Annotated in this window: 21 protein-coding genes; 3 read left to right on the forward strand and 18 right to left on the reverse strand. The window is 44.7% G+C overall.

Annotated features, from left to right (window positions below):
- Positions 1-56: 56 nt before the first annotated feature.
- Entirely contained in the window at positions 57-1487 is a 1431-nt protein-coding gene (locus QNI08_RS09335; protein ID WP_285767162.1) for a phospholipase D-like domain-containing protein, read from the reverse strand.
- Positions 1488-1678: 191 nt separating this feature from the next.
- On the opposite strand from QNI08_RS09335, the gene QNI08_RS09340 reads away from it, so the two are divergent.
- Positions 1679-2128, forward strand: coding sequence for a hypothetical protein (locus tag QNI08_RS09340; protein WP_285767163.1), 450 nt, complete (start codon positions 1679-1681; stop codon positions 2126-2128).
- Positions 2129-2306: 178 nt separating this feature from the next.
- Here QNI08_RS09340 and QNI08_RS09345 read toward each other — a convergent pair whose 3' ends face one another.
- From QNI08_RS09345 to QNI08_RS09385, 9 genes are all read right to left on the reverse strand, one after another.
- On the reverse strand, positions 2307-2867 hold the full coding sequence (locus QNI08_RS09345; protein ID WP_285767164.1) for a peptidoglycan-binding domain-containing protein: 561 nt from the start codon (positions 2865-2867) through the stop codon (positions 2307-2309).
- A 163-nt stretch (positions 2868-3030) separates the two neighbouring features.
- Entirely contained in the window at positions 3031-3552 is a 522-nt protein-coding gene (locus tag QNI08_RS09350; RefSeq protein WP_285767165.1) for a hypothetical protein, read from the reverse strand.
- Between the two features lie 115 nt (positions 3553-3667).
- Positions 3668-3817, reverse strand: coding sequence for an FbpB family small basic protein (locus tag QNI08_RS09355; RefSeq protein ID WP_285767166.1), 150 nt, complete (start codon positions 3815-3817; stop codon positions 3668-3670).
- 4 nt (positions 3818-3821) lie between these two features.
- Positions 3822-3977, reverse strand: coding sequence for a Fur-regulated basic protein FbpA (locus QNI08_RS09360; RefSeq protein ID WP_285767167.1), 156 nt, complete (start codon positions 3975-3977; stop codon positions 3822-3824).
- Complete coding sequence (locus tag QNI08_RS09365; protein WP_285767168.1) at positions 3958-4509, reverse strand: flavodoxin domain-containing protein; 552 nt, start codon at positions 4507-4509, stop codon at positions 3958-3960. Before QNI08_RS09365 ends, QNI08_RS09360 begins: the two co-directional genes overlap by 20 nt.
- Positions 4510-4653: 144 nt before the next feature.
- Positions 4654-5733, reverse strand: coding sequence for a Ger(x)C family spore germination protein (locus tag QNI08_RS09370; RefSeq protein WP_285767169.1), 1080 nt, complete (start codon positions 5731-5733; stop codon positions 4654-4656).
- The gene (locus QNI08_RS09375; protein ID WP_285767170.1) at positions 5730-6800 is read right to left on the reverse strand and encodes a GerAB/ArcD/ProY family transporter; all 1071 of its coding nucleotides are present in this window, start codon (positions 6798-6800) and stop codon (positions 5730-5732) included. Before QNI08_RS09375 ends, QNI08_RS09370 begins: the two co-directional genes overlap by 4 nt.
- 26 nt (positions 6801-6826) lie before the next feature.
- Positions 6827-8179, reverse strand: a complete 1353-nt coding sequence (locus QNI08_RS09380) for a spore germination protein (protein ID WP_285767487.1) — start codon at positions 8177-8179, stop codon at positions 6827-6829.
- Between the two features lie 163 nt (positions 8180-8342).
- Positions 8343-11378: an efflux RND transporter permease subunit gene (locus QNI08_RS09385; RefSeq protein WP_285767171.1), complete on the reverse strand. Its 3036-nt coding sequence runs from the start codon at positions 11376-11378 to the stop codon at positions 8343-8345.
- A gap of 262 nt (positions 11379-11640) precedes the next feature.
- On the opposite strand from QNI08_RS09385, the gene QNI08_RS09390 reads away from it, so the two are divergent.
- Positions 11641-12306 carry a cupin domain-containing protein gene (locus QNI08_RS09390; RefSeq protein ID WP_285767172.1) on the forward strand — a complete coding sequence of 222 codons (666 nt, stop codon included), beginning with the start codon at positions 11641-11643 and terminating at the stop codon, positions 12304-12306.
- Between the two features lie 107 nt (positions 12307-12413).
- On the opposite strand, the gene QNI08_RS09395 is transcribed toward QNI08_RS09390, so the two are convergent.
- The 5 genes from QNI08_RS09395 to QNI08_RS09415 form a co-directional block, all read right to left on the reverse strand.
- The gene (locus QNI08_RS09395; protein WP_285767173.1) at positions 12414-12602 is read right to left on the reverse strand and encodes a hypothetical protein; all 189 of its coding nucleotides are present in this window, start codon (positions 12600-12602) and stop codon (positions 12414-12416) included.
- 263 nt (positions 12603-12865) lie between these two features.
- Entirely contained in the window at positions 12866-13330 is a 465-nt protein-coding gene (locus tag QNI08_RS09400) for an ASCH domain-containing protein (protein WP_285767174.1), read from the reverse strand.
- A gap of 24 nt (positions 13331-13354) precedes the next feature.
- Positions 13355-13813, reverse strand: a complete 459-nt coding sequence (locus QNI08_RS09405; RefSeq protein WP_285767175.1) for a VOC family protein — start codon at positions 13811-13813, stop codon at positions 13355-13357.
- A gap of 15 nt (positions 13814-13828) precedes the next feature.
- Entirely contained in the window at positions 13829-14287 is a 459-nt protein-coding gene (locus QNI08_RS09410) for a GNAT family N-acetyltransferase (protein ID WP_285767176.1), read from the reverse strand.
- A 115-nt stretch (positions 14288-14402) separates the two neighbouring features.
- Complete coding sequence (locus QNI08_RS09415) at positions 14403-15161, reverse strand: SDR family oxidoreductase (protein ID WP_285767177.1); 759 nt, start codon at positions 15159-15161, stop codon at positions 14403-14405.
- A 184-nt stretch (positions 15162-15345) separates the two neighbouring features.
- Between QNI08_RS09415 and QNI08_RS09420 the strand changes: the two genes are divergently transcribed.
- Positions 15346-15972 (forward strand): TetR/AcrR family transcriptional regulator, encoded by a 627-nt coding sequence (locus tag QNI08_RS09420; RefSeq protein WP_285767178.1) that lies wholly within the window; start codon positions 15346-15348, stop codon positions 15970-15972.
- Positions 15973-16017: 45 nt separating this feature from the next.
- On the opposite strand, the gene QNI08_RS09425 is transcribed toward QNI08_RS09420, so the two are convergent.
- From QNI08_RS09425 to QNI08_RS09435, 3 genes are all read right to left on the reverse strand, one after another.
- Positions 16018-16281, reverse strand: coding sequence for a YesK family protein (locus tag QNI08_RS09425; protein WP_285767179.1), 264 nt, complete (start codon positions 16279-16281; stop codon positions 16018-16020).
- Positions 16282-16368: 87 nt separating this feature from the next.
- Positions 16369-17163, reverse strand: coding sequence for a GNAT family N-acetyltransferase (locus QNI08_RS09430; protein WP_285767180.1), 795 nt, complete (start codon positions 17161-17163; stop codon positions 16369-16371).
- A gap of 44 nt (positions 17164-17207) precedes the next feature.
- The gene (locus tag QNI08_RS09435) at positions 17208-18128 is read right to left on the reverse strand and encodes a LysR family transcriptional regulator (protein WP_285767181.1); all 921 of its coding nucleotides are present in this window, start codon (positions 18126-18128) and stop codon (positions 17208-17210) included.
- Between the last annotated feature and the right edge of the window lie 13 nt (positions 18129-18141).

An 18141-nucleotide genomic window follows, 5' to 3' on the forward strand; every position in this document is an offset into this window, starting at 1 on the left:
TGGCTTTAAGTATAACAAATATATTCACCTTCGCGGTCGTTATCTTACCGCTCTTATCAGATGAACCGGTTGCAATAGACGGTTATTTTCGAGAGGACGTTTAAAAAGGTCGCTTTGAAAAAGGATTGGTCCTTTTGTTTATCTTCAGGCGGCTGGATATATTTTTTCTCATCTGCCACGAGTGTACTATCCGCAATTTTCGAATCGATGGCCCCGATTAGCTGTGAGGCGAAGGCTTCACTATCAATGATCACCATCGACTCCGTGTTTAAAAACGCAGACCGCGAATCCAAATTGAAGGAACCGACTGCACTTAATCGTTCATCATATACAACGGATTTTCCATGCAATGAATACAGCTTCGAATATTCATAAAGCTTTGCCCCTGTCTCAACGATACGATCCCTGAGCCCCAAATAACCGGAAAAAGCGATCACATTCGGAGTCGATGTTACCGAATTGGTCAGGATTGTCCATTCGGCCTTATCATCCAGCCGCTTTGGCACATATTCCTCCAACATATCGGCAGGAACGATATAAGGGCTCTGAATGTAAACCGATTGTTGGGCATCCGCTGCAATGTCCACTAACGATTTCCACACAAACGGGTATTTGAAGAAACGCTCGATCGGGTTATGAAGAAAAGAAACCTTATGCGTCGCGGCTGTTGATGTGGTCCAATCGATGGATGGATGAACGAATTCGGCTTTCGCAAACTGGGCATCGCTATATTGATTGGATAACTTGGCCCGCATCCTTTTCCCTTTTTCCGTTTGTTTCTTTGAAAGATCGGAAAAAGCCTCGCTCGTGTACGGATGATTCCATAATTCATTCAAATAACGCTTCATTTCAACGATAACGCTATCTTTTTCTTGCTTCGCATTGAAAATCACGACATCGCGGTCGTAGACGAAGTCCTTGGGCGGCTGGCTGGCCAAATACTTATCGGCAATGTTCCTGCCCCCGATGATCGCTAACTTGCCATCCACGGTCATGATTTTGTCATGGAGCCGATTGTGCCAGGTCCATGGCTTGAATGGCTTGAACGTTTCATAGTACCTTAATTCGATATTCTCATGTGATGCCAATGCAAAGCGGGCATTCCTCAATTCCCCCCTCAGGCCATGGCAAATTCCGTCCAGATTTATACGGACCTTGACACCGCGATCGGCAGCCTCGATCAATGCACCTAAAAGGAGTTCGCTTGTTTCGCCTTTTGCGATGGAGTAATAGGCAACATCAATGGACTGCTTCGCTTCCTGAATCATTTGCATGCGTGCCAATCCCGATTCATACCCGTCTTCAAGAAGCAGGACACGATCGACGGTGGATTCCTTCGCTCCCATATACGTATCAATGTGATTCGTCATCCTGCCCGCTTCTTTTTCCTTCGGGAAGCAGAAAATGACCACTGCCGTGACCGCTACATAAAGAAAATATACACACAAAATGAGTAAAAGCCCCTTCGATGCCGTTTTGCCAGCCATAAGCCCATCCCCCCCTAACCCGATATGTTACTACTATTCGTCATTAGCAAGGCGGCTATTCAGTTAAACTGAATAACCGGTCTTGACGGCTGAAAGGCTGGGAACTTAGGATATTTATTTTTTTCTTTTAAATGTGACAAAGTCGTGAACACGGAAGCGGTTGCATACTATTATATAGAAGGAGGGATTTTATGAATAAACAAGTGGACAAAATAAGCATCTTCAATTATTGCTTCCCATTGGGTGTGTCAGAGGTGTTCTTCTTATCCAGCTTTTATCTTTCCATTCTTGACGTTTCTTTATTTGCGCTGGCTTTGCCGTTTTCTGCCCTGTTCCTGCTGATCTCCGTATACCTATTCCTTCGGACGAATAAAGCGGCAAAGGCCTTATCCAATCAAGAAGAACGAAGAAGGGAAATTCATGCATTTCATCATCAGTCCTTCGGGATTTTTACGATCATTTTTGCCGCGTTGCTTTTCGCCTTTTTAGCTTATCTGCCGATAATGGAAAACGGCGGGCACTACTACCTGCTTTATTGTTTGCCGATGGCGCTATGCTGCTTGATTCCTGCGGTCGCTTCTTATAAAGGGATGAAACGATACAAACTGGAAATCGACCGGAATGCAACGACGAAAATCTAGTTTTGTTCCGCGTTTATATACCGGGATAAAACCCATATATGTAAAGTGAAACAATGGTGAGCAACAAAGCATGCCAAAAAAAGACACTGGTTTCACCAGCGCCTTTGCTATTCGATCAGAACGGTGACCCATTTCCTACAAACATCTTGCCGGATGGTGGTGTAGGGGGTTACTTTTTTTATTGCTCCACGACACGGCCATCTTTATAGATGTTGAACCAGCCGATCGTACCTGTACCGCCTTGATCGATCCAATCCTGGTTGGCGGCTTTATAAAGGTAATGGGCTTTTCCTTTGCCATCTTTCAGCAATCTGCCGTCACCGCTGAATACGATTTTGCTCCCTAGCTTTTTTTTGCCTAGCGCAATCGCATCCTTCTCCGGAAACTGTTTTCTTTCCACTTTATTTTCATCTAAAGCTGCCCATGTCTTCGGTCCGACGATACCGTCGGAGCTCAGATTGTGCTCCACTTGAAATTCCCTTACGACATTTTGTGTTTGCGTACCAAACATGCCATCAACGCCCACATTATATTTAACATCCTTCAGGCTTTGCTGTAAATCTGTTACATAGCTTGAGCGCGAGCCTTTGCGGAGGGTCGGACGCGTTTCCGCCTTCGTTTCGATTTTCTGGACTTGACTATCCTTTGAAGCTGCGTGGGTTACGGAATCTGCCCCCGTACCAAGCGGCGCCGCCACTAATGCAACCGCGGGAATCATGACCAATAATATCTTCTTCATTGACCTATTACCTCCATTCATATAATCATCCTGTGTTTCTGACTATCTTTCTATGGAGCACATTCATTATAACGTATGTGATTGAATGATTGGCTTTTGAACCCTTCACTTTTGCAAAATGGTAAAAATTGTTCACGAGTGATGAAGGTCTTCTGACCGATAATCAAGCATTGACCTCGACTACCAATGTATCGAATAACTGGCCATCGATATAGACCAATTTCGTCCATTTACCTGCCTTCGGCAATGTAACATGAGCGGGCAGGCTTGCATCCGCTCCATTGATTTTACCGCCGCCAATACCGTTACTTGACCAAACCCCTTCACTGAAAACAGGACTGATTTCTTTTGATCGTTCATGATAGCCGGCAAGTGATAATTGCCCCTTATCGATCCCCCAAAAGTGCCACAGCCATTTTTCGATTTGGTTTGTCTTTAATTCGGGTCCAATTATGGCGACTTTTTTCTCATTTCCTGTCCAGCCGCTGCTTGTATCTGTTTGAAACGCAGCAGCCTGCCGGTCCCAATCAACCTCTTCCACATCCTCCTCCGTTACAAACGCGGGAGGATCATAGACAGGATTTTGCTTGGGCGATGGCAGGGACTCTTGATTATTGACTGCGGTACAGCCGCTTCCACACATTAAACATAATGCGAATAAAACCAGGCTTTTTTGGGTGATCAAAATTACATGGCCCCCTTCGCTTTCATCGATTCAATCGTACTAATTATGGAAAATTATAACATAATTAAATATAAAAAAACCGAAATCAACGCTTGATTCCGGTTTCAACATAAATTCATGAATGCACTTGCTTCGTTTTCTTGATTTCAACGACGGCTTTCTGATCGATTTTTGTATAAATGCGCTCGACCTCCCTTTTATCGTGCAACAGATGCTCGCGGTTTTCATTTAGCAGTTCTTTATAAGATTTTCTTCTCCTAGACATTCTTTCATTCACCTCTCATGTGATTGAATTCTCTCTGCAGGACCACAATCGGGAGCTCGTAAAGCTGTTTATTATATTTCTTGAAGATCCCGAATTTCAGTAGTTCTTGGATTAGTTCCTCTTTCTTCGCTTCTCCCTTTTTATTTAATGGGGTAATCATCGAGGGCCCTCCTTAATAAATAGGCAGTCCTTTGATATTTAGGGTTATTTTGCATCCGATTCCATATGAAAAACCGCCACTTTTTCCTTTTGCTTCCCCAACTAAGAGCCCGATCCGCAAAGTCTTCACATTGACGGATTCGATCAGGGGCAGGTGCTTCCTGATCAATTTTCAAGACGCGATCATAAACGGCAAACCCACATGACTTCATCTTGTTGGAGACGATATCGATTGCACCGCAAGGCCTGGGCTGGCTCCAGTCACCTGCCCCGAATAATGCGACCTTCACTCCTTGGGGATCCGCTTGAACGAGCTCTTCATAAAATTCATTGGCCTCATATGGCAACTCTTCTTGATCCCATGTATATAAACCGATAAAGGACAAATCAAAATCCTTCAAGGTATCCACTTCTACCGTATCCAATCTTTCCATATATACTTCACAGCCGACAGCCATCATCCGATTCTTTATGTTTACAGCCATTTTCTCGGTATTACCGGATAAACTGACGTAACCAATGAATACCCTCATCCCTGCCACCCTCCTAATTGAGAATAACTTTCATTATACCTCCACTATAAATGAAAATGATTCTCATTGTCAATTATATAACGCCACTAATTTAATATATAGTCATCATGACTTTTAAACATGACGATAAAGGAGGGATTGGAGCTATTGACTCATACCCCCTTCTGTTATTTCCGTCGTTACTTCTGTTTGATATATTACTTTTGGAAATGTTTGTCTCCACACTTCCCCTGACCATGTCCCTTTATGTGCTTTACGAAAGGCTTCGCCCATTCCTATGGCATCGACTTCTTCTTTTTGCAGGCCGGCAATCAACTGATTCACTTCATCTTTAAAGTATTGGCTAATTCGTTTTTCCGATGTACCGGGCGGCCCGAGATTGACGGATAAACCATCCACTTGAATATCAAGCCTAATCGTAACCTGCGGATGACTTAAGTCTCCATTACTGATATACCTCACCTTACTTTTCATGGTTCGTGTGTACACTGGTTTGTGTTCTCTTAAATCCATTTTCATACTGAATAATTTCCCTTTTCTTTCCTTAAGCAACTGTAGGATATTGCTTTGATTTGCACTTAGGGTTTGGTGCATTTTAAAATCCCGGAATAACACATTCCCTTTAAAGGACAATTTCTGATTTTCTTTTCTAAGTAAAGGAAGTGTCGGGTCTGAGGCACCGCTGGACGCTCTATAATCCACTTCATGGAGATTTGCGAAAGCAGCGAATGATTTATTGAACCTTGGTGTCAGTAAACTAATGATATAAACGTTGGTTTTAGGCTCATCCATATATTTTCCTTTAATGATATTTACTGCATCTTCTTCAGTAACTGCCATCTTCATATTCATGGATAAACGTGGATTATACCTAAAGTATTCGGCTAATTCCTTTAATCCTTTTTCTTTTGCATACTTTTGGCTGACTAAGCCAACTTGTAATTGGGAAGGAACGATCATCTTATCCATTTTCATCGATAGTTTATTGATGGCACCTGCGATCGAAGCATCCGTAACTTCATAGACTTTATTCGATTCTTTATCTCTTGTAATCACTTGGGGGGTCAGCACGGAGACTTTCGTTTCCTTTGTTGATTCAATATAGTCAAAAGAAACAATTTGGACCAAGGCATAGTCTTCAATAGCCGGCTGCTGAAATTGTGTGCAGCCTGATAATTGAACAAGACATATCATCAAGACGGGGATAACCAGTGTATATTTCAAGTCTTGAGCCTCCTTATTGCAAGTAATAGTAGCGGAAAAATAACCAAGACAAAATTAAAATAGATGATCAAATTTGCTATTTTCTCCAATACAACACTCAAAATTCCAGGGAGAAAAAAAAGGATAAAAACCAAACCTAAAGCAGCTAGCACTTTAGTGGTTTCATTCTTTTCATTTCCGCTTATTTGATTTAAGGCATTTTTTGCAATCCAAATATACGTGGCAGCCGTTCCTATCACAAGAAGCAGCCAAAGGTTTACAAAGAAATTGTCAATTCGGGCGACAAAAGATAATTGTACCTCCTGCATCAAATTGACTACCGGGTATTCAATATGCTGTAACTGCCACTCAGAGAATTGAACGACAGATGCAATCGTTACAAAGCTATACATGAAAACCACAATCCATAAAGCGATACTGGCCTGTTTACATGCACTTTTTTGGTTGTCCATGAATGGATAAAAGAAAAGGATGAACTCAAATCCAATAAATGAAAAGTACCCTTCAGGGAATGCAGGAAGCAAATCAGAAGCCTTGAAATTCAGTAGCGGCAACAAATGTGTGATATCTCCTTTGTTAAACCCCATACTTAGAAAAAGGATGATCCAAATGGATAAAAAGAATGAAAGGAAATGATATTGAGCAAGTGAAATCAGATTCCCTCTGTTAATGATGAAGAATGTGACAAAAAGCAGAGCGGTGATGATCCAAAATGTATGGTTAGATTGAAAAGACAGGAGGTTCACAATTTGGGCGTAAGAAACGATTACCCGGTATACAACAAGAACTGCATAGATAAAGATCAGGAAATTGACGAGATTACCAAGCACTCTTCCCAGTAACAAATGATTGATCTCAAATAAAGTGTTTTTTGGATAGTATTTGAGCAGCTTGAAAAATAAGAAAAAAAGGAGCTGCATCACGATTCCATAAACAAGCGGCATGACCCACATCCCATAGCCCATTTGGCTTACATCATGAGGAAACGTAATCATTCCGACCCCTGTGGCGGTATTAATGAGTAAAAAAATAACATGAAGAGGATTTAATCGTTTTAGATTTTGCATGTCCAGTTTCTCCTATGATCCCAAAGCTACTTTTTGATGAATCCCCGCTCTGGGACTCTGAGTACCCCTTTGTTTGAATAGCCTCTCCCTTTTTTGAAGCCTATAGAAAGAAGGGGTGCTCCCAATGATTTTAATTTGACTAGATGTGATAATAAAAAAGCAAACGCAACCATCTGTCCAAACAAACCCATCAACCCAGCTAAAAGGATGAATGCATATTTAATGACCTGAAAGCCATTTCTTAATAAGACATTGGTTGGTAAATAAGAGAGGAGTGTTGAGACAGCGACCAGGATAATAATGATATTGCTAACTAACCCGGCTTCCACAGCTGCTGTCCCGATGACAATTCCTCCTACTACCCCAATCGTTTGTCCCACTTTTAAGGACATGCGTGCAGCAGCTTCTCTCAATATTTCAATCATGATTTCCAATATCAGCACTTCCAGTACGGGAGGGAAGGGAACCTTTGCCCGAGATGTAGCAATTAAACTAAAAAGCTGCGGCGGAAGCATCTCCGGATGGAAGGTTAAAAATGAAACATATGATGACGTAATGAAAAGTGTAATGAAGAAGCCAAAAAGGGATAAATGGCGTAGTAATGTCGCTGTCAATGAACGATTGTATTCATCATCTGCGGCGTTCACCAAATCCATGAAGTTAATGGGACCGATCAGGGCCTGAGGTGCTCCGTCGAGCAATACCACTATCTTCCCTTCCAGTAAGGAACTCATCGATGCATCGACTCTTACCGTATTAAGCAGCTGTGGAAAGGGTGACCAAGGTACCTCTTCAATCATTTGCTGCAAAACGGATGCCGTGGTTATCCCTGGTACGTCGATCCGTTCCAATGCGCGCAACAAACACTCCAGGTTGTAATTAGATACTTTATTGTCCATATATAAAATGGCATACTGTGTTTGTGTCTCTTCACCGATACTGCCCATAATGGTCTTTAGGGCGATACTTTTTATTTTCCTTTTAATTAATGATAAATTCGTTTGTAATGATTCATTAAAAGAATCATGGGGCCCGAGGATAGACGATTCGATAGCCGACCCTTCAACAGCGCGCTGAGAAACCGTGTACGTTTTAAGTTTAATCAACTCTTCACGATCAGTAACCAGAGTGAATCCTTCCAATACAGCTTGAACTGCATCGTTTATCGATTCAACCGGTTCTCCACCGATATAGACATGCCGCAAACCCTTCCATTCCCCATCAGTCTGAAAGTAGAGGGGGCGAATTACCAATTCCTCCAATGTATGTTCTTCTGTCAGAGAGTTCATATAGAATAAATATAATGATTTTTCATTTATAACGATTTCTTTATATTTAATATCATCGTTTCCGCGAAAAGCACTCATTAAAAGATCCATTTTTACCACAATTAGCCACCTCCATATGAGTATAACCATGCACAATCAGTTTGATACGACGATCGTCGGCTGCCAGAAGTGAATTCGAGGAAAGGCGTTTTATACCTCTGATACAAAAAAAGCTTGCAGAAAAAGAGTCTCTTTTCCTGCAAGCCTTTCGTTTTTACATCTCGGCGCTCTCGCTAACGGGTTCATCCAATTTCTTTCTTTGTTTCTTGGATTTTTTGAAGTACAGCAATTCATAGATACATGGAATGACGATGAGTGTAAGCAGTGTCGAAACCGCCAGCCCGCCGATGACGACGATGGCCAAGCTTTGGGAAACGAGGCTTCCCGTTTCCGCCTTTTTATATAAAAGCGGCAGCATGGCACAAATCGTGGCGACGGCCGTCATGATGATCGGGCGGAATCGTGTCGCTGTCGCTTCAATGATCGCATCCCGAATAATCATTTTTTCTTCATTTTGCCTGACTCGATCGAGGAGCACGATGGCGTTAGTCACGACGATGCCAATCAGCATGAGCGCACCAAGCAACGCTGTAATATCCACCGGAATCCGGCTGATGACCAATCCCAGCACTGCGCCGATGGCAGCAAACGGCAAGGAAAAAAGAATCGCGATCGGGGCCTTCATCGACTTGAATGTAATCACCATGATCAGAAAAACAATTCCTATCGATAGTAGCATCGTCAGGAACAAATCGGAAAAATCATCCGTCTGCTGGGCACTTGCACCCCCGACAAATATATCTACATCCTTCGGAATCTTGAGGGCTTTGGTTTGTTTGTCGCCAAATATCGCTGCATTCACTTTGCTTGAAATTTCAGACAGCTTAGCCGGATCTACCGTTGCCGTCAATCGGAGATAGGCTTCTCCATCTTTATGGAACTGTGTCGTGGCGCTCTCTTCGCTCGTTAAGGAAGCGACTTGCGACACAGGGACTGGACCGCCATCAGTCATGATGGGGATATTCTTTAAATCATTGGGTTGTTTCGGATCTAGGATAGGTTCAAGGACGACCGGAGTCTGCTTATCAGCAAGCGTCATATTGCCGATTGGGGTCCGGTTGAGCATGACCCCAAGCTGTTGAGCGATTTGTTCTGCGTTTCCTTTAGCCGGATCGACCTTGAATGAATAAATCGTTTTCTTTTCGTCCTGATTCGTCGTAACCTCTTCAATCCCTTTGATATCTTGAATGCTTCCTTTGATCTTATCGGCTGTCCGCTCCAAATCGCCGACATTCTTGCCAATCACATCAATCGTGATGTTCGTCTTGGAAGCCCCCATCATGAAGGAAGAAGCGCTGGTCGCAATCGACGCACCAGGATAGTTTTCTTTTTCCTTATCGATTTCCGCCAGCATTCCATCAATATTCGCTTCATCTTTCACTAAAATGCCGAAAGTCGCTTCGGTTGGCGAGGTGACGGCGCCATACTGCGCCGATTCGGCAGAGTTTCCTAATTGCATGAACACATTTTCGGCTTCATCCAAATCCTGCAATTTTTCTTCGAGCTCGATCGCCTTCTCTTTTACATGAGCAAAAGGCGCATCATTTGGATAAGTGAGCGTCACGGAGACATAATCAGCTGAAGAATGATCAATCGCCCCTTTTGGCATCGCAAAATATGTACCAATCGAACCGACGAACAAGAGCAGCGCAATGCTCAAGACCACCCATTTATGGTTTAATGACCATGTGACAAGCTTGGTAAACCGCTGCGCCGGACGATGTTTCGGCAGCTGCGCCCGTTTCAGCAATCCCGCACTCATCAATGGGACGACCGTCAATGCGACGATTAATGACGCCAGCAAAGAATACGTGACGGTTAAAGCGAAGGGAAGCAGGAATTCCTGAAGCCCGCCATTCAATAAAGCGACCGGCAGGAAAACGGCTACCGTCGTAAGCGTTGAAGCCGTGATCGCCACTCCGACCTCTTTTGTCGCATCCATTACCAATGAAACCGAAATCTTTTCCTGCTGCATTTTCCGGAAAATATTTTCAATCACGACAATGCTGTCGTCCACCAAGCGCCCGATCGCTACCGCAACACCGCCCAGCGTCAAGATGTTCAGCGTCACCCCTGACAATGAAAGCAAAAACAGGGTAAAGCCAATTGATAACGGGATCGATACGATCGTAATGAATGTAGAACGCACATTTCGTAAAAAGACCATGATGACGATGGTGGCGAACAAAGCACCAAGCAGCACTTCTTTCACCATCGAATGGACGGAAGTCTCCACCATATCCGCTGTCGATAAATAAATGGTCGATTTCTGGTCACCGTACTTTTTGTTGATTTCTTTTGCTACCTTTTCCACTTCTTTACTGATTGTGACAGCATTGGATTGACTGTCCTTGATGATGCTGATATCAATGCTTTCCTTTCCGTTGAAACGGCTGATGAGGTTGCCATCCTTCGCTGCAGTAACTTTTGCTACGTCGCCAAGCGTGACATCTGACGCGACCTTCAGCGCTTTTACTTTTTCGATGCTCGTTAGATCACCGATGACCTTAATATTACTTGTCTTCCCATCAATCACCCTTTCACCAACGGCTAGAGCTGCATCCTGGCCTTTCAGGACGCCCATGATATCTTGAACCGATACTTTCTTTTCAGCCAACCGTTCATTATCGACCTTGACAGAAAGAATAGATTGGGAGATTCCAAAGGTCTGTACATCCGCGACTCCTTTAATATCTTTATATAAAGGCTCCAGTTCCTTCTTTGTGAAATCGATGTTTTCAGCTGATAACCCATCCTTGAACGTCACGGCTATGAAAGAAATCGGGATCATCGATGTATTCAATTGCGCAATGGCAGGCTTCGCCATACTCTGCGGCAATGCCACTTTGCTCAAGGCCTCCTGAACATCCAGTTTTGCCTGTTTCATATCCGAGCCTGATTCAAAAAATAAATCAATCTTTGAAAATCCATCACCGGTGGTTGAGTATATGGAGCTCTTTCCCTTTACTCCCGTAACCGCCCGTTCAATCGGTTCCGTAACCTGTGTTTCCATCGTTTTTGAATCCGTGCCCTGCCCCATCGTGATAATCGTAACTTGTGGATTATCGGCAGACGGTAAAAATTCCATCGGCAGTTTAAAATAACTGATGATGCCGATCATCAAAATAAAAATGGTGACCAATGAAACGGCAGACTTGTTCTTGAACGACCATTTTGTAAAAAACTCCACGTTCCCATCTCCCCTGACATCATAATCAACTACATATTTTCCGTTTAAATATTACCATATATTACTAATATCAAATAAGGTATTTTATAACATTTTACCTAAAATTTAATATTCCCTAATAAAAGCATGCCTACTTTACACCTGATTTGTGACTCGCATATCTCACAATCTCAAGAATTGAAGGGAGACATTTGATCAATCACATCGCCCAGGATTTTCACATATAAAATATAATCACCGTGTGTTAAGGAGGAGATCGAACATGAATCCTGGCTTTGTGCCCGATAACAAAAACCTAAAGAAATCAAGCGGTACCCCGAATCTCTTTTTTGACTCTAGAGCTAATGTTTTCTTCGAGCGCGATCGTGATAATATCGCTTATGAAGTCACCTCGACCCAGTTACCGGCAATGGTCGGCGGGGCATTTGTGGACCTGTATCTGACCAAGGGACACATACGGGAGCCTCATTGGCATCCGAATGCCTGGGAGCTGGATGTGGTGGTATCCGGCGAGGCCCTTGTCTCCATCGTTGATTCAGATACGAAGAAATTGCATAACTATGTAGCCAAGCCTGGTCAGGTCGTCTTCATTCCGATGGCTTGGTGGCATTGGATCAGACCCGTTTCACAAGAGCTGCATCTCCATCTCTTTTTTAACAATGATCAATTCGAAACGGCTGAAGGTTCCGACATGTTACGTCTGACGCCGCCAGAGGTTTTCCAGCTTTCCTATGGCGTCGATGCAGAGAAAATCGCCGATACATTGGCACCCATTAATGAGTCTGTCGTCATCGGGCCACCTGGAACCGATACGAAAAACCATGCTCCGCACGATCCGAACCGTATCGAACCAGCAAACTGGGAATGGCCGCATGGAAAAGGGGATGGAATAACGATCACCATCAATGATAAACCGATCGATTACTAATGGAAGATATTCGGTATGGCTGCCCATGCCTTTTTCTTATGGTTGTTGTTGGGTATTTTACTCCACAGAAAAAAAGGCTGCCGCAGCAGCCCTCACCTTTTCGTCTCTCACCTGAATCCTCTGAAGAAAAGCAAAATGATGACCGAGATGATCAACCCGATAAATAATAAAGGCCCGATGCCTGAACTGTACACGAAGTATACCGTAATATGGCGAAAGGCCATCACAACAAGGTATAGAAATAACAGGATGCACAAAATAATGACCAGAGCGGTGTTTTTATTCCGATACAACATAACCAGCCCCAATTTACGCGCTTTATTTACAAGAAGGCCAACAGCAGCATTCCGTTAAGAAATAATATGCCGCCACCATTTTGTACTATTCTGTAAGATTTCGCACGCTCGCCGAAAAACTCCTTGCTGCTTCAAAAAGAACACGGGCTCCCGCAGCAGCCCGTGTCCATCCATTACAATCTAGGGTCTACAGGGTCCGACTCCATGGCCAGCGTCCCCAAGACACATTCGTGTACCCGCTCTTTTACATATGAAGTCAGAGATTATCTAGAGTCGTTACTCTTCACATGTATCAATTCAAACCGCTCACAAACAAGGAGCATATCTTCTTTAAAGGTGTGGCCGATTTTGTGCAGTTCTTCTTTAAAAAATTGTTCATGTGCATTCCACCAGTAGGTATACGTACCATCGCCTTCGCCTTCTGCAATCGCGAACTCCTCGCTCACTTCATTCATCGGTACTACTTCGACATTCACTGTTCGTATGATCGCTAAAGGAATGTCCTCGCTGCTTAAAATAATGCTGTAATCGCCTGCGGACGGCAATGGTTCATTTTCTTCTTCATAAAAAACATGACCGGAGCACGTGGCCGTTTTTATCCCATCGATCACCAATTGTGCCAGCTGATCGGGATCAGCGCCGAATGGCCACGCACTGACTGATTTTGGCATTTCCGTGCCTTTCCCTTCCCAAAATTCATGCCAATATCGTTTCGCTTGCGAATTCATGTGATGATTCCCTCCTCGTGCAGCTTATCCTTCCTGCATTCGTTCCCATTCACTTAAATACATCCGTGTCATGATCTTTTTGCGGTTTTCCAGCTTGCAAATGAGCTCCAAGCTATTGCCGTCCGGGTCATTGAAGTGGATTTTTGCATGTGCATAGTCCCCATGTGGCATCACGAAGGGCTCGACCGGCTCAAATCCAAAAGCCTCCCTTGGCTGATAGCCCTTGCCTTCCAGCCATGCGACAGACCGCTTCAAATCTTCCAAGGAAACTTGAAAAGCAATGTGACGCAACGAAGGATGATACTCCACCTCCGCTTTTTCCGTTTCCCAAAGACCGAGCCAGCTTTTATCTTTTTCAATCCATAAAAAGGCCAAATTGTCTTCCACCTTGTGATCCAGCTGCAAGCCAAGTGCTTCATAAAATGCTATCGAACGATTCAAATCACGCACGGGTAAATGGGCTTCATATAATCCTTTTATCATGCAAACACCTCCTCCTTAAAGCTTCAGCTTCAGCTTCAGCCCTTCATGAGTGGCCGTGAATCCTAAGCGTTCATAAAAACGCAGCGTATTCGCGCGCTTTTTATCTGTCGTCAGCTGGATGATGTGGCATCCGCGCTCTTTGGCACGCTCGATTGCATATTGGATCAGCTTGCTTCCAATCCCCTTCCCCCGCTCGGAAGCTGCCGTCCGAACGCCTTCGATCGTAGCCCGCCAGCCGCCTTGATGCGTAAGATGAGGGGTGAAGGTGATCTGTTGCACCCCAACGATTCGCCCATCGAGGCAGGCCACGATCAATTCATTGTTTTTGTCGGAATCGATGGATCGAAAGGCTTCGAGATAGCTATCCGGAAGCGGGTGCTCATATCGCTCCCGCTCCCTGCCCAATACATCGTCCGCAAGCAGCTGCACGATTTCGTTTAAGTCCTTCGCTTCTGCATTCCTGAATGTGACCATATGATCCCTCCGTTCCGTTATAACTTCTCCTAATCCTTCGCCGTTCCCTCTTTTTCTGTTAAGCTTCCATAAAAAAAGACATCTGCAAACAGCCATTTGCAGATGTCTTACTCTTTTAATAGGCGCTCCATCCTGCATCCGCCGTGATGACGGTGCCATTGACGAAGCTTGCATCCTCCGAAGCCAGGAATAAAGCGATTTTCGCGATTTCCTCAGGTTTTCCATTGCGGGGGTTGATGGCCATTCCCAATTGCTGACGAGATGCACCGAAGCCATTGATATTCGTCATGCTTGAGCCGATATTGGTTTCAACTCCGCCCGGCGCTATCGCATTGCAGCGTATGCCCTTGTCCGCATACATGAAGCCCGTGTTTTTCGTGAAGCCCACGACTGCGTGCTTCGATGCCGTGTAAGCCCCGCCGGCACGTGCGCCATGCAGACCGCCGGCGGAAGCGATATTGATGATGACGCCTGCTTGCTTTTCCAAAAAGATCGGCAGCACTTTTCGAGTCGAACGCATCACGCTTGTCGTATTGATGGCAAAAATCCGCTCCCATTTAGCATCTTCAATATCCCCTGCCGGTTCCATGCCATCCATGATGCCTGCGTTATTCACAAGAATATCCACCGTGCCGTACTTAGCAACCGCCGTATCGATCAAATGCTGAATATCTTCTTCCAATGCGACATTCGTCTTAATTGCAAAAGCAACCCCGCCTGCCGCTTTTATTTCTTCAGCCGTTTCATTCGCACCATCCAGATTCACATCCGATACGACGACTTTGGCACCTTCTCCAGCATAAAGGATTGCAATTTGTTTACCCATGCCTGAAGCCGCACCAGTCACGACGGCAACCTTGTCCTGTAGTTTCATCCAATCTCCCCCATTCAGTCAATTTCCAAATACGAAATTTAGTGTACAGATGTTCATTAACTTCTTACCTATATAGTATAATTAGTTTCAATAAGGTTATACAATCAGCAAATGCAGCCCATGATGTTGAACAATCAACACGAAAGCGGCATTTTGCTCATTATCGCAGCAAGGGGTGAGGAAAATGGCTACGTCTAACTCGGGAATTGATAGAAGGATCAGGAAATCCAAAAAGACTTTAAAGGATTCCCTCATCGCGCTGATGAAGAGTAAGGATTTCAGGGAAATAACAATCACTGACATCGTGGAGCTCGCAGACCTGAATCGCGGTACCTTCTATAAACACTACCAATACAAAGAAGAGCTGCTTGAAGAGGTGATGGAGGATGTCATCGCCGATTTGATCATCTCCTACCGGGAGCCTTATAAACATGTCGATGTATTCACCATCAATGAGCTCTCGGTTTCCGTGATCAAAATCTTTGAACATGTCGCTAACTTTGCCGACATCTACACACTCGTACTAAAGTCGAATGCCTTGCCGACATTACATGATCGGATTTGTGAGGAATTGAAGAAGCTCCCATTGGAGGATCTGGAGGATTACCGGCCGAACCCTAAGATCAATAAAGAACTTGCCTCCAGCTATCAGGCTTATGCCATTTTGGGCATGATCATCGAATGGGTCAACACGGATTTTAAATATAGCGCAGAATATATGGCGGAGCAATTACTTGAAATCATCACGAACAAGCCTGTTAATGCTGTTTATAAAATAAGCAAAACATGTAAAGCGGGCCCACAGGAATAAGAGGCATGCAACGAGCAACGAGCACCCCTCTTATTCCGACCAAAACTAGACGCGCACCTTTTTCCCGATCATGAACGATATAAAAGCGAAGATGATGAGAAAAAAGGATAGGAACCCATACGCTGCCCCTTCGAATCCCCTAATGTGAACATATCCGATATAAAATAAGGTGAAAGCAGCCATCATCGTCAGGATCCCTGGCAGCTTTTTCAAGAAGGGAGATACGCCTCTTTTACAAAGCCACGAAGTAAGGGTCAATATGATCATCCCGGGTATGAGGGCCAGCAGCAACGGCACGAACATCATCATCCTATCCACCCCTTTCTCTTATTTTAGCACATTTTACCAGCAAACAACCATCAATAGCCGATTGGAGCCAACCACTCATATCCGCATTTAGTGGTGGTTTTTCACGAAGATGGAGTACATAACAGGCTCCCCGAATCCCAACCGATCTGCCAGCTTCATCGATGCAAGGTTTTCAACATCGCAATCCCAGCGAGGAAGCATTCCATTCCTCAAGCAATGATCAATGAAGGCTTGTGCCGCCTTTTTGGCTACCCCCATTCCCCTGTATTCAGCATTGGTGTAAATATCGATTTCGGCGTATACCTTGCCCCTAAAAATCGCCGTACACTCGCTCGCCACTTCCGTTTCTCCTTTCATCACGGAATAGCCAAAACCTTTATCCAAAAAATGTCCTGCCGACTGCCAAAATCGCTCATAGTATTCATGATCGAACTCCTGGCTTCTTTTTATCGCGGCTCCATCCAGCCTCCGTACAGTGAAGGAATTTTGCAGATGGATGTCTGCGCCATCATATCTTTCAGGCTGAAAGGTGAAGGAATAGCGGCTGCTTTGTTTCAGTTCTTTCCTGAAGCAATCAGAGATCAGCTCATCCCAACCGCCATTTCCCGAAAATAACGTGAATCTCTTCCCTTCTATTAGGTTGGTTCTGCAAACCTTCAGAAAGAGCCCATTGAATGCATCGTTTGAATTCGCACCGCCAACGAAAGATAAACCTGAATCCGTTCCCACAAAAATCGTTTTGGGCGAATTGAAATCATCTGCAAAAACGAATCCCGGAATGAACCGTTCCAGGACCGAGAAAGCAAATGTCGGGCACGGCTCCTTCCTGTCATATAGATAAGGCAACAGCTTTCCAAATTGATTTTTTTCTACTTCCGGCAATCTTCTTCCCCCTCCTTCATACTGCAGCCCCTTTGCTTGACAAGCTACGTCCTACGGTTCATTTCGGTCTGCTTCAGCCTGGCGGTGTTGACCGCAGAGAAGTAGTCGATGACAAATAGGCGGAATTGCTGGGCTGCTGGTGTGAAGTAGCGTTTCTCCGACCAGCCCAGTCCAATCGTCCTTTGGCACATCGGCTCGGAAATCCGGATTTTATGTGATGATGAGTCCGTTTGGTGCAGCCATGTCAATTCGGATACGAAGGCGACGCCCAGTCCTTTTCTGACAAGATCGGAGATGACAGCTGGTTCGTCACCTTCAAACGCGATGTGCTGGACAAAGCCGGCCTCGAGGCAAAATTGGTCGGTTAGGCTGCGGAAGCCGAAGCCTGTATTCATGCTGATGAACGGTTCATCCTTCACTTCTTTCAATTCGATGCTTTCCCTGCCTGCCAGGCGGTGATTCGGCGGCACGATCAAATATATTTCTTCGGTGATCAGCGGCTCCCACTTGATGTCGGGTCCTTCAATCGGGACGGAAGAGATGCAATAATCGATTTCGCTTTCGATGAGCAGCTGCTTCATGGATTCTATCGATTTCAGGAACTGCTGAAAGCGGACATCCGGGTATTGGGTTAAGAAGGTGCTCAATAAATCCGGGAGGACCCTGGGAATGGTGACGGCAAGCGTAACGTTCCTTTGGTCTCGAGCAGTCAATGCCTCGATTTCCCGCCTTCCTTCATTCAGCTCGGCAAAAGCCCGTTCGACCCGGTTCAGGAATTGTCTCCCGGCAGCATTGAGCCTGATTCTCCGGTGCTCCCTGTCGAATAAGGCGATTCCCAAATCCTCTTCCAGTCGCGATATCGTTTTACTGAGGGAGGGCTGGGCTATTTGAAGCTTTTCGGCGGCCTTCGTCATATGTTCTAGACGCGCTACGGTTTGAAAATACTGAAGCTGCAATAATTCCACTCTTCCCACTCTT

The sequence above is a fragment of the Peribacillus folii genome (assembly GCF_030271255.1).
Taxonomy (GTDB): Bacteria; Bacillota; Bacilli; order Bacillales; family DSM-1321; genus Peribacillus.

What these genes read in the sequence shown, in the direction of transcription:
- QNI08_RS09335 (WP_285767162.1), bottom strand. Translation starts at nt 1,487, where the DNA reads ATGGCTGGCAAAACGGCATCGAAGGGGCTTTTACTCATTTTGTGTGTA.
- QNI08_RS09340 (WP_285767163.1), top strand. Translation starts at nt 1,679, where the DNA reads ATGAATAAACAAGTGGACAAAATAAGCATCTTCAATTATTGCTTCCCA.
- QNI08_RS09345 (WP_285767164.1), bottom strand. Translation starts at nt 2,867, where the DNA reads ATGAAGAAGATATTATTGGTCATGATTCCCGCGGTTGCATTAGTGGCG.
- QNI08_RS09355 (WP_285767166.1), bottom strand. Translation starts at nt 3,817, where the DNA reads ATGTCTAGGAGAAGAAAATCTTATAAAGAACTGCTAAATGAAAACCGC.
- QNI08_RS09360 (WP_285767167.1), bottom strand. Translation starts at nt 3,977, where the DNA reads ATGATTACCCCATTAAATAAAAAGGGAGAAGCGAAGAAAGAGGAACTA.
- QNI08_RS09365 (WP_285767168.1), bottom strand. Translation starts at nt 4,509, where the DNA reads ATGAGGGTATTCATTGGTTACGTCAGTTTATCCGGTAATACCGAGAAA.
- QNI08_RS09375 (WP_285767170.1), bottom strand. Translation starts at nt 6,800, where the DNA reads ATGCAAAATCTAAAACGATTAAATCCTCTTCATGTTATTTTTTTACTC.
- QNI08_RS09380 (WP_285767487.1), bottom strand. Translation starts at nt 8,179, where the DNA reads ATGGATCTTTTAATGAGTGCTTTTCGCGGAAACGATGATATTAAATAT.
- QNI08_RS09390 (WP_285767172.1), top strand. Translation starts at nt 11,641, where the DNA reads ATGAATCCTGGCTTTGTGCCCGATAACAAAAACCTAAAGAAATCAAGC.
- QNI08_RS09395 (WP_285767173.1), bottom strand. Translation starts at nt 12,602, where the DNA reads ATGTTGTATCGGAATAAAAACACCGCTCTGGTCATTATTTTGTGCATC.
- QNI08_RS09400 (WP_285767174.1), bottom strand. Translation starts at nt 13,330, where the DNA reads ATGAATTCGCAAGCGAAACGATATTGGCATGAATTTTGGGAAGGGAAA.
- QNI08_RS09405 (WP_285767175.1), bottom strand. Translation starts at nt 13,813, where the DNA reads ATGATAAAAGGATTATATGAAGCCCATTTACCCGTGCGTGATTTGAAT.
- QNI08_RS09410 (WP_285767176.1), bottom strand. Translation starts at nt 14,287, where the DNA reads ATGGTCACATTCAGGAATGCAGAAGCGAAGGACTTAAACGAAATCGTG.
- QNI08_RS09415 (WP_285767177.1), bottom strand. Translation starts at nt 15,161, where the DNA reads ATGAAACTACAGGACAAGGTTGCCGTCGTGACTGGTGCGGCTTCAGGC.
- QNI08_RS09420 (WP_285767178.1), top strand. Translation starts at nt 15,346, where the DNA reads ATGGCTACGTCTAACTCGGGAATTGATAGAAGGATCAGGAAATCCAAA.
- QNI08_RS09425 (WP_285767179.1), bottom strand. Translation starts at nt 16,281, where the DNA reads ATGATGATGTTCGTGCCGTTGCTGCTGGCCCTCATACCCGGGATGATC.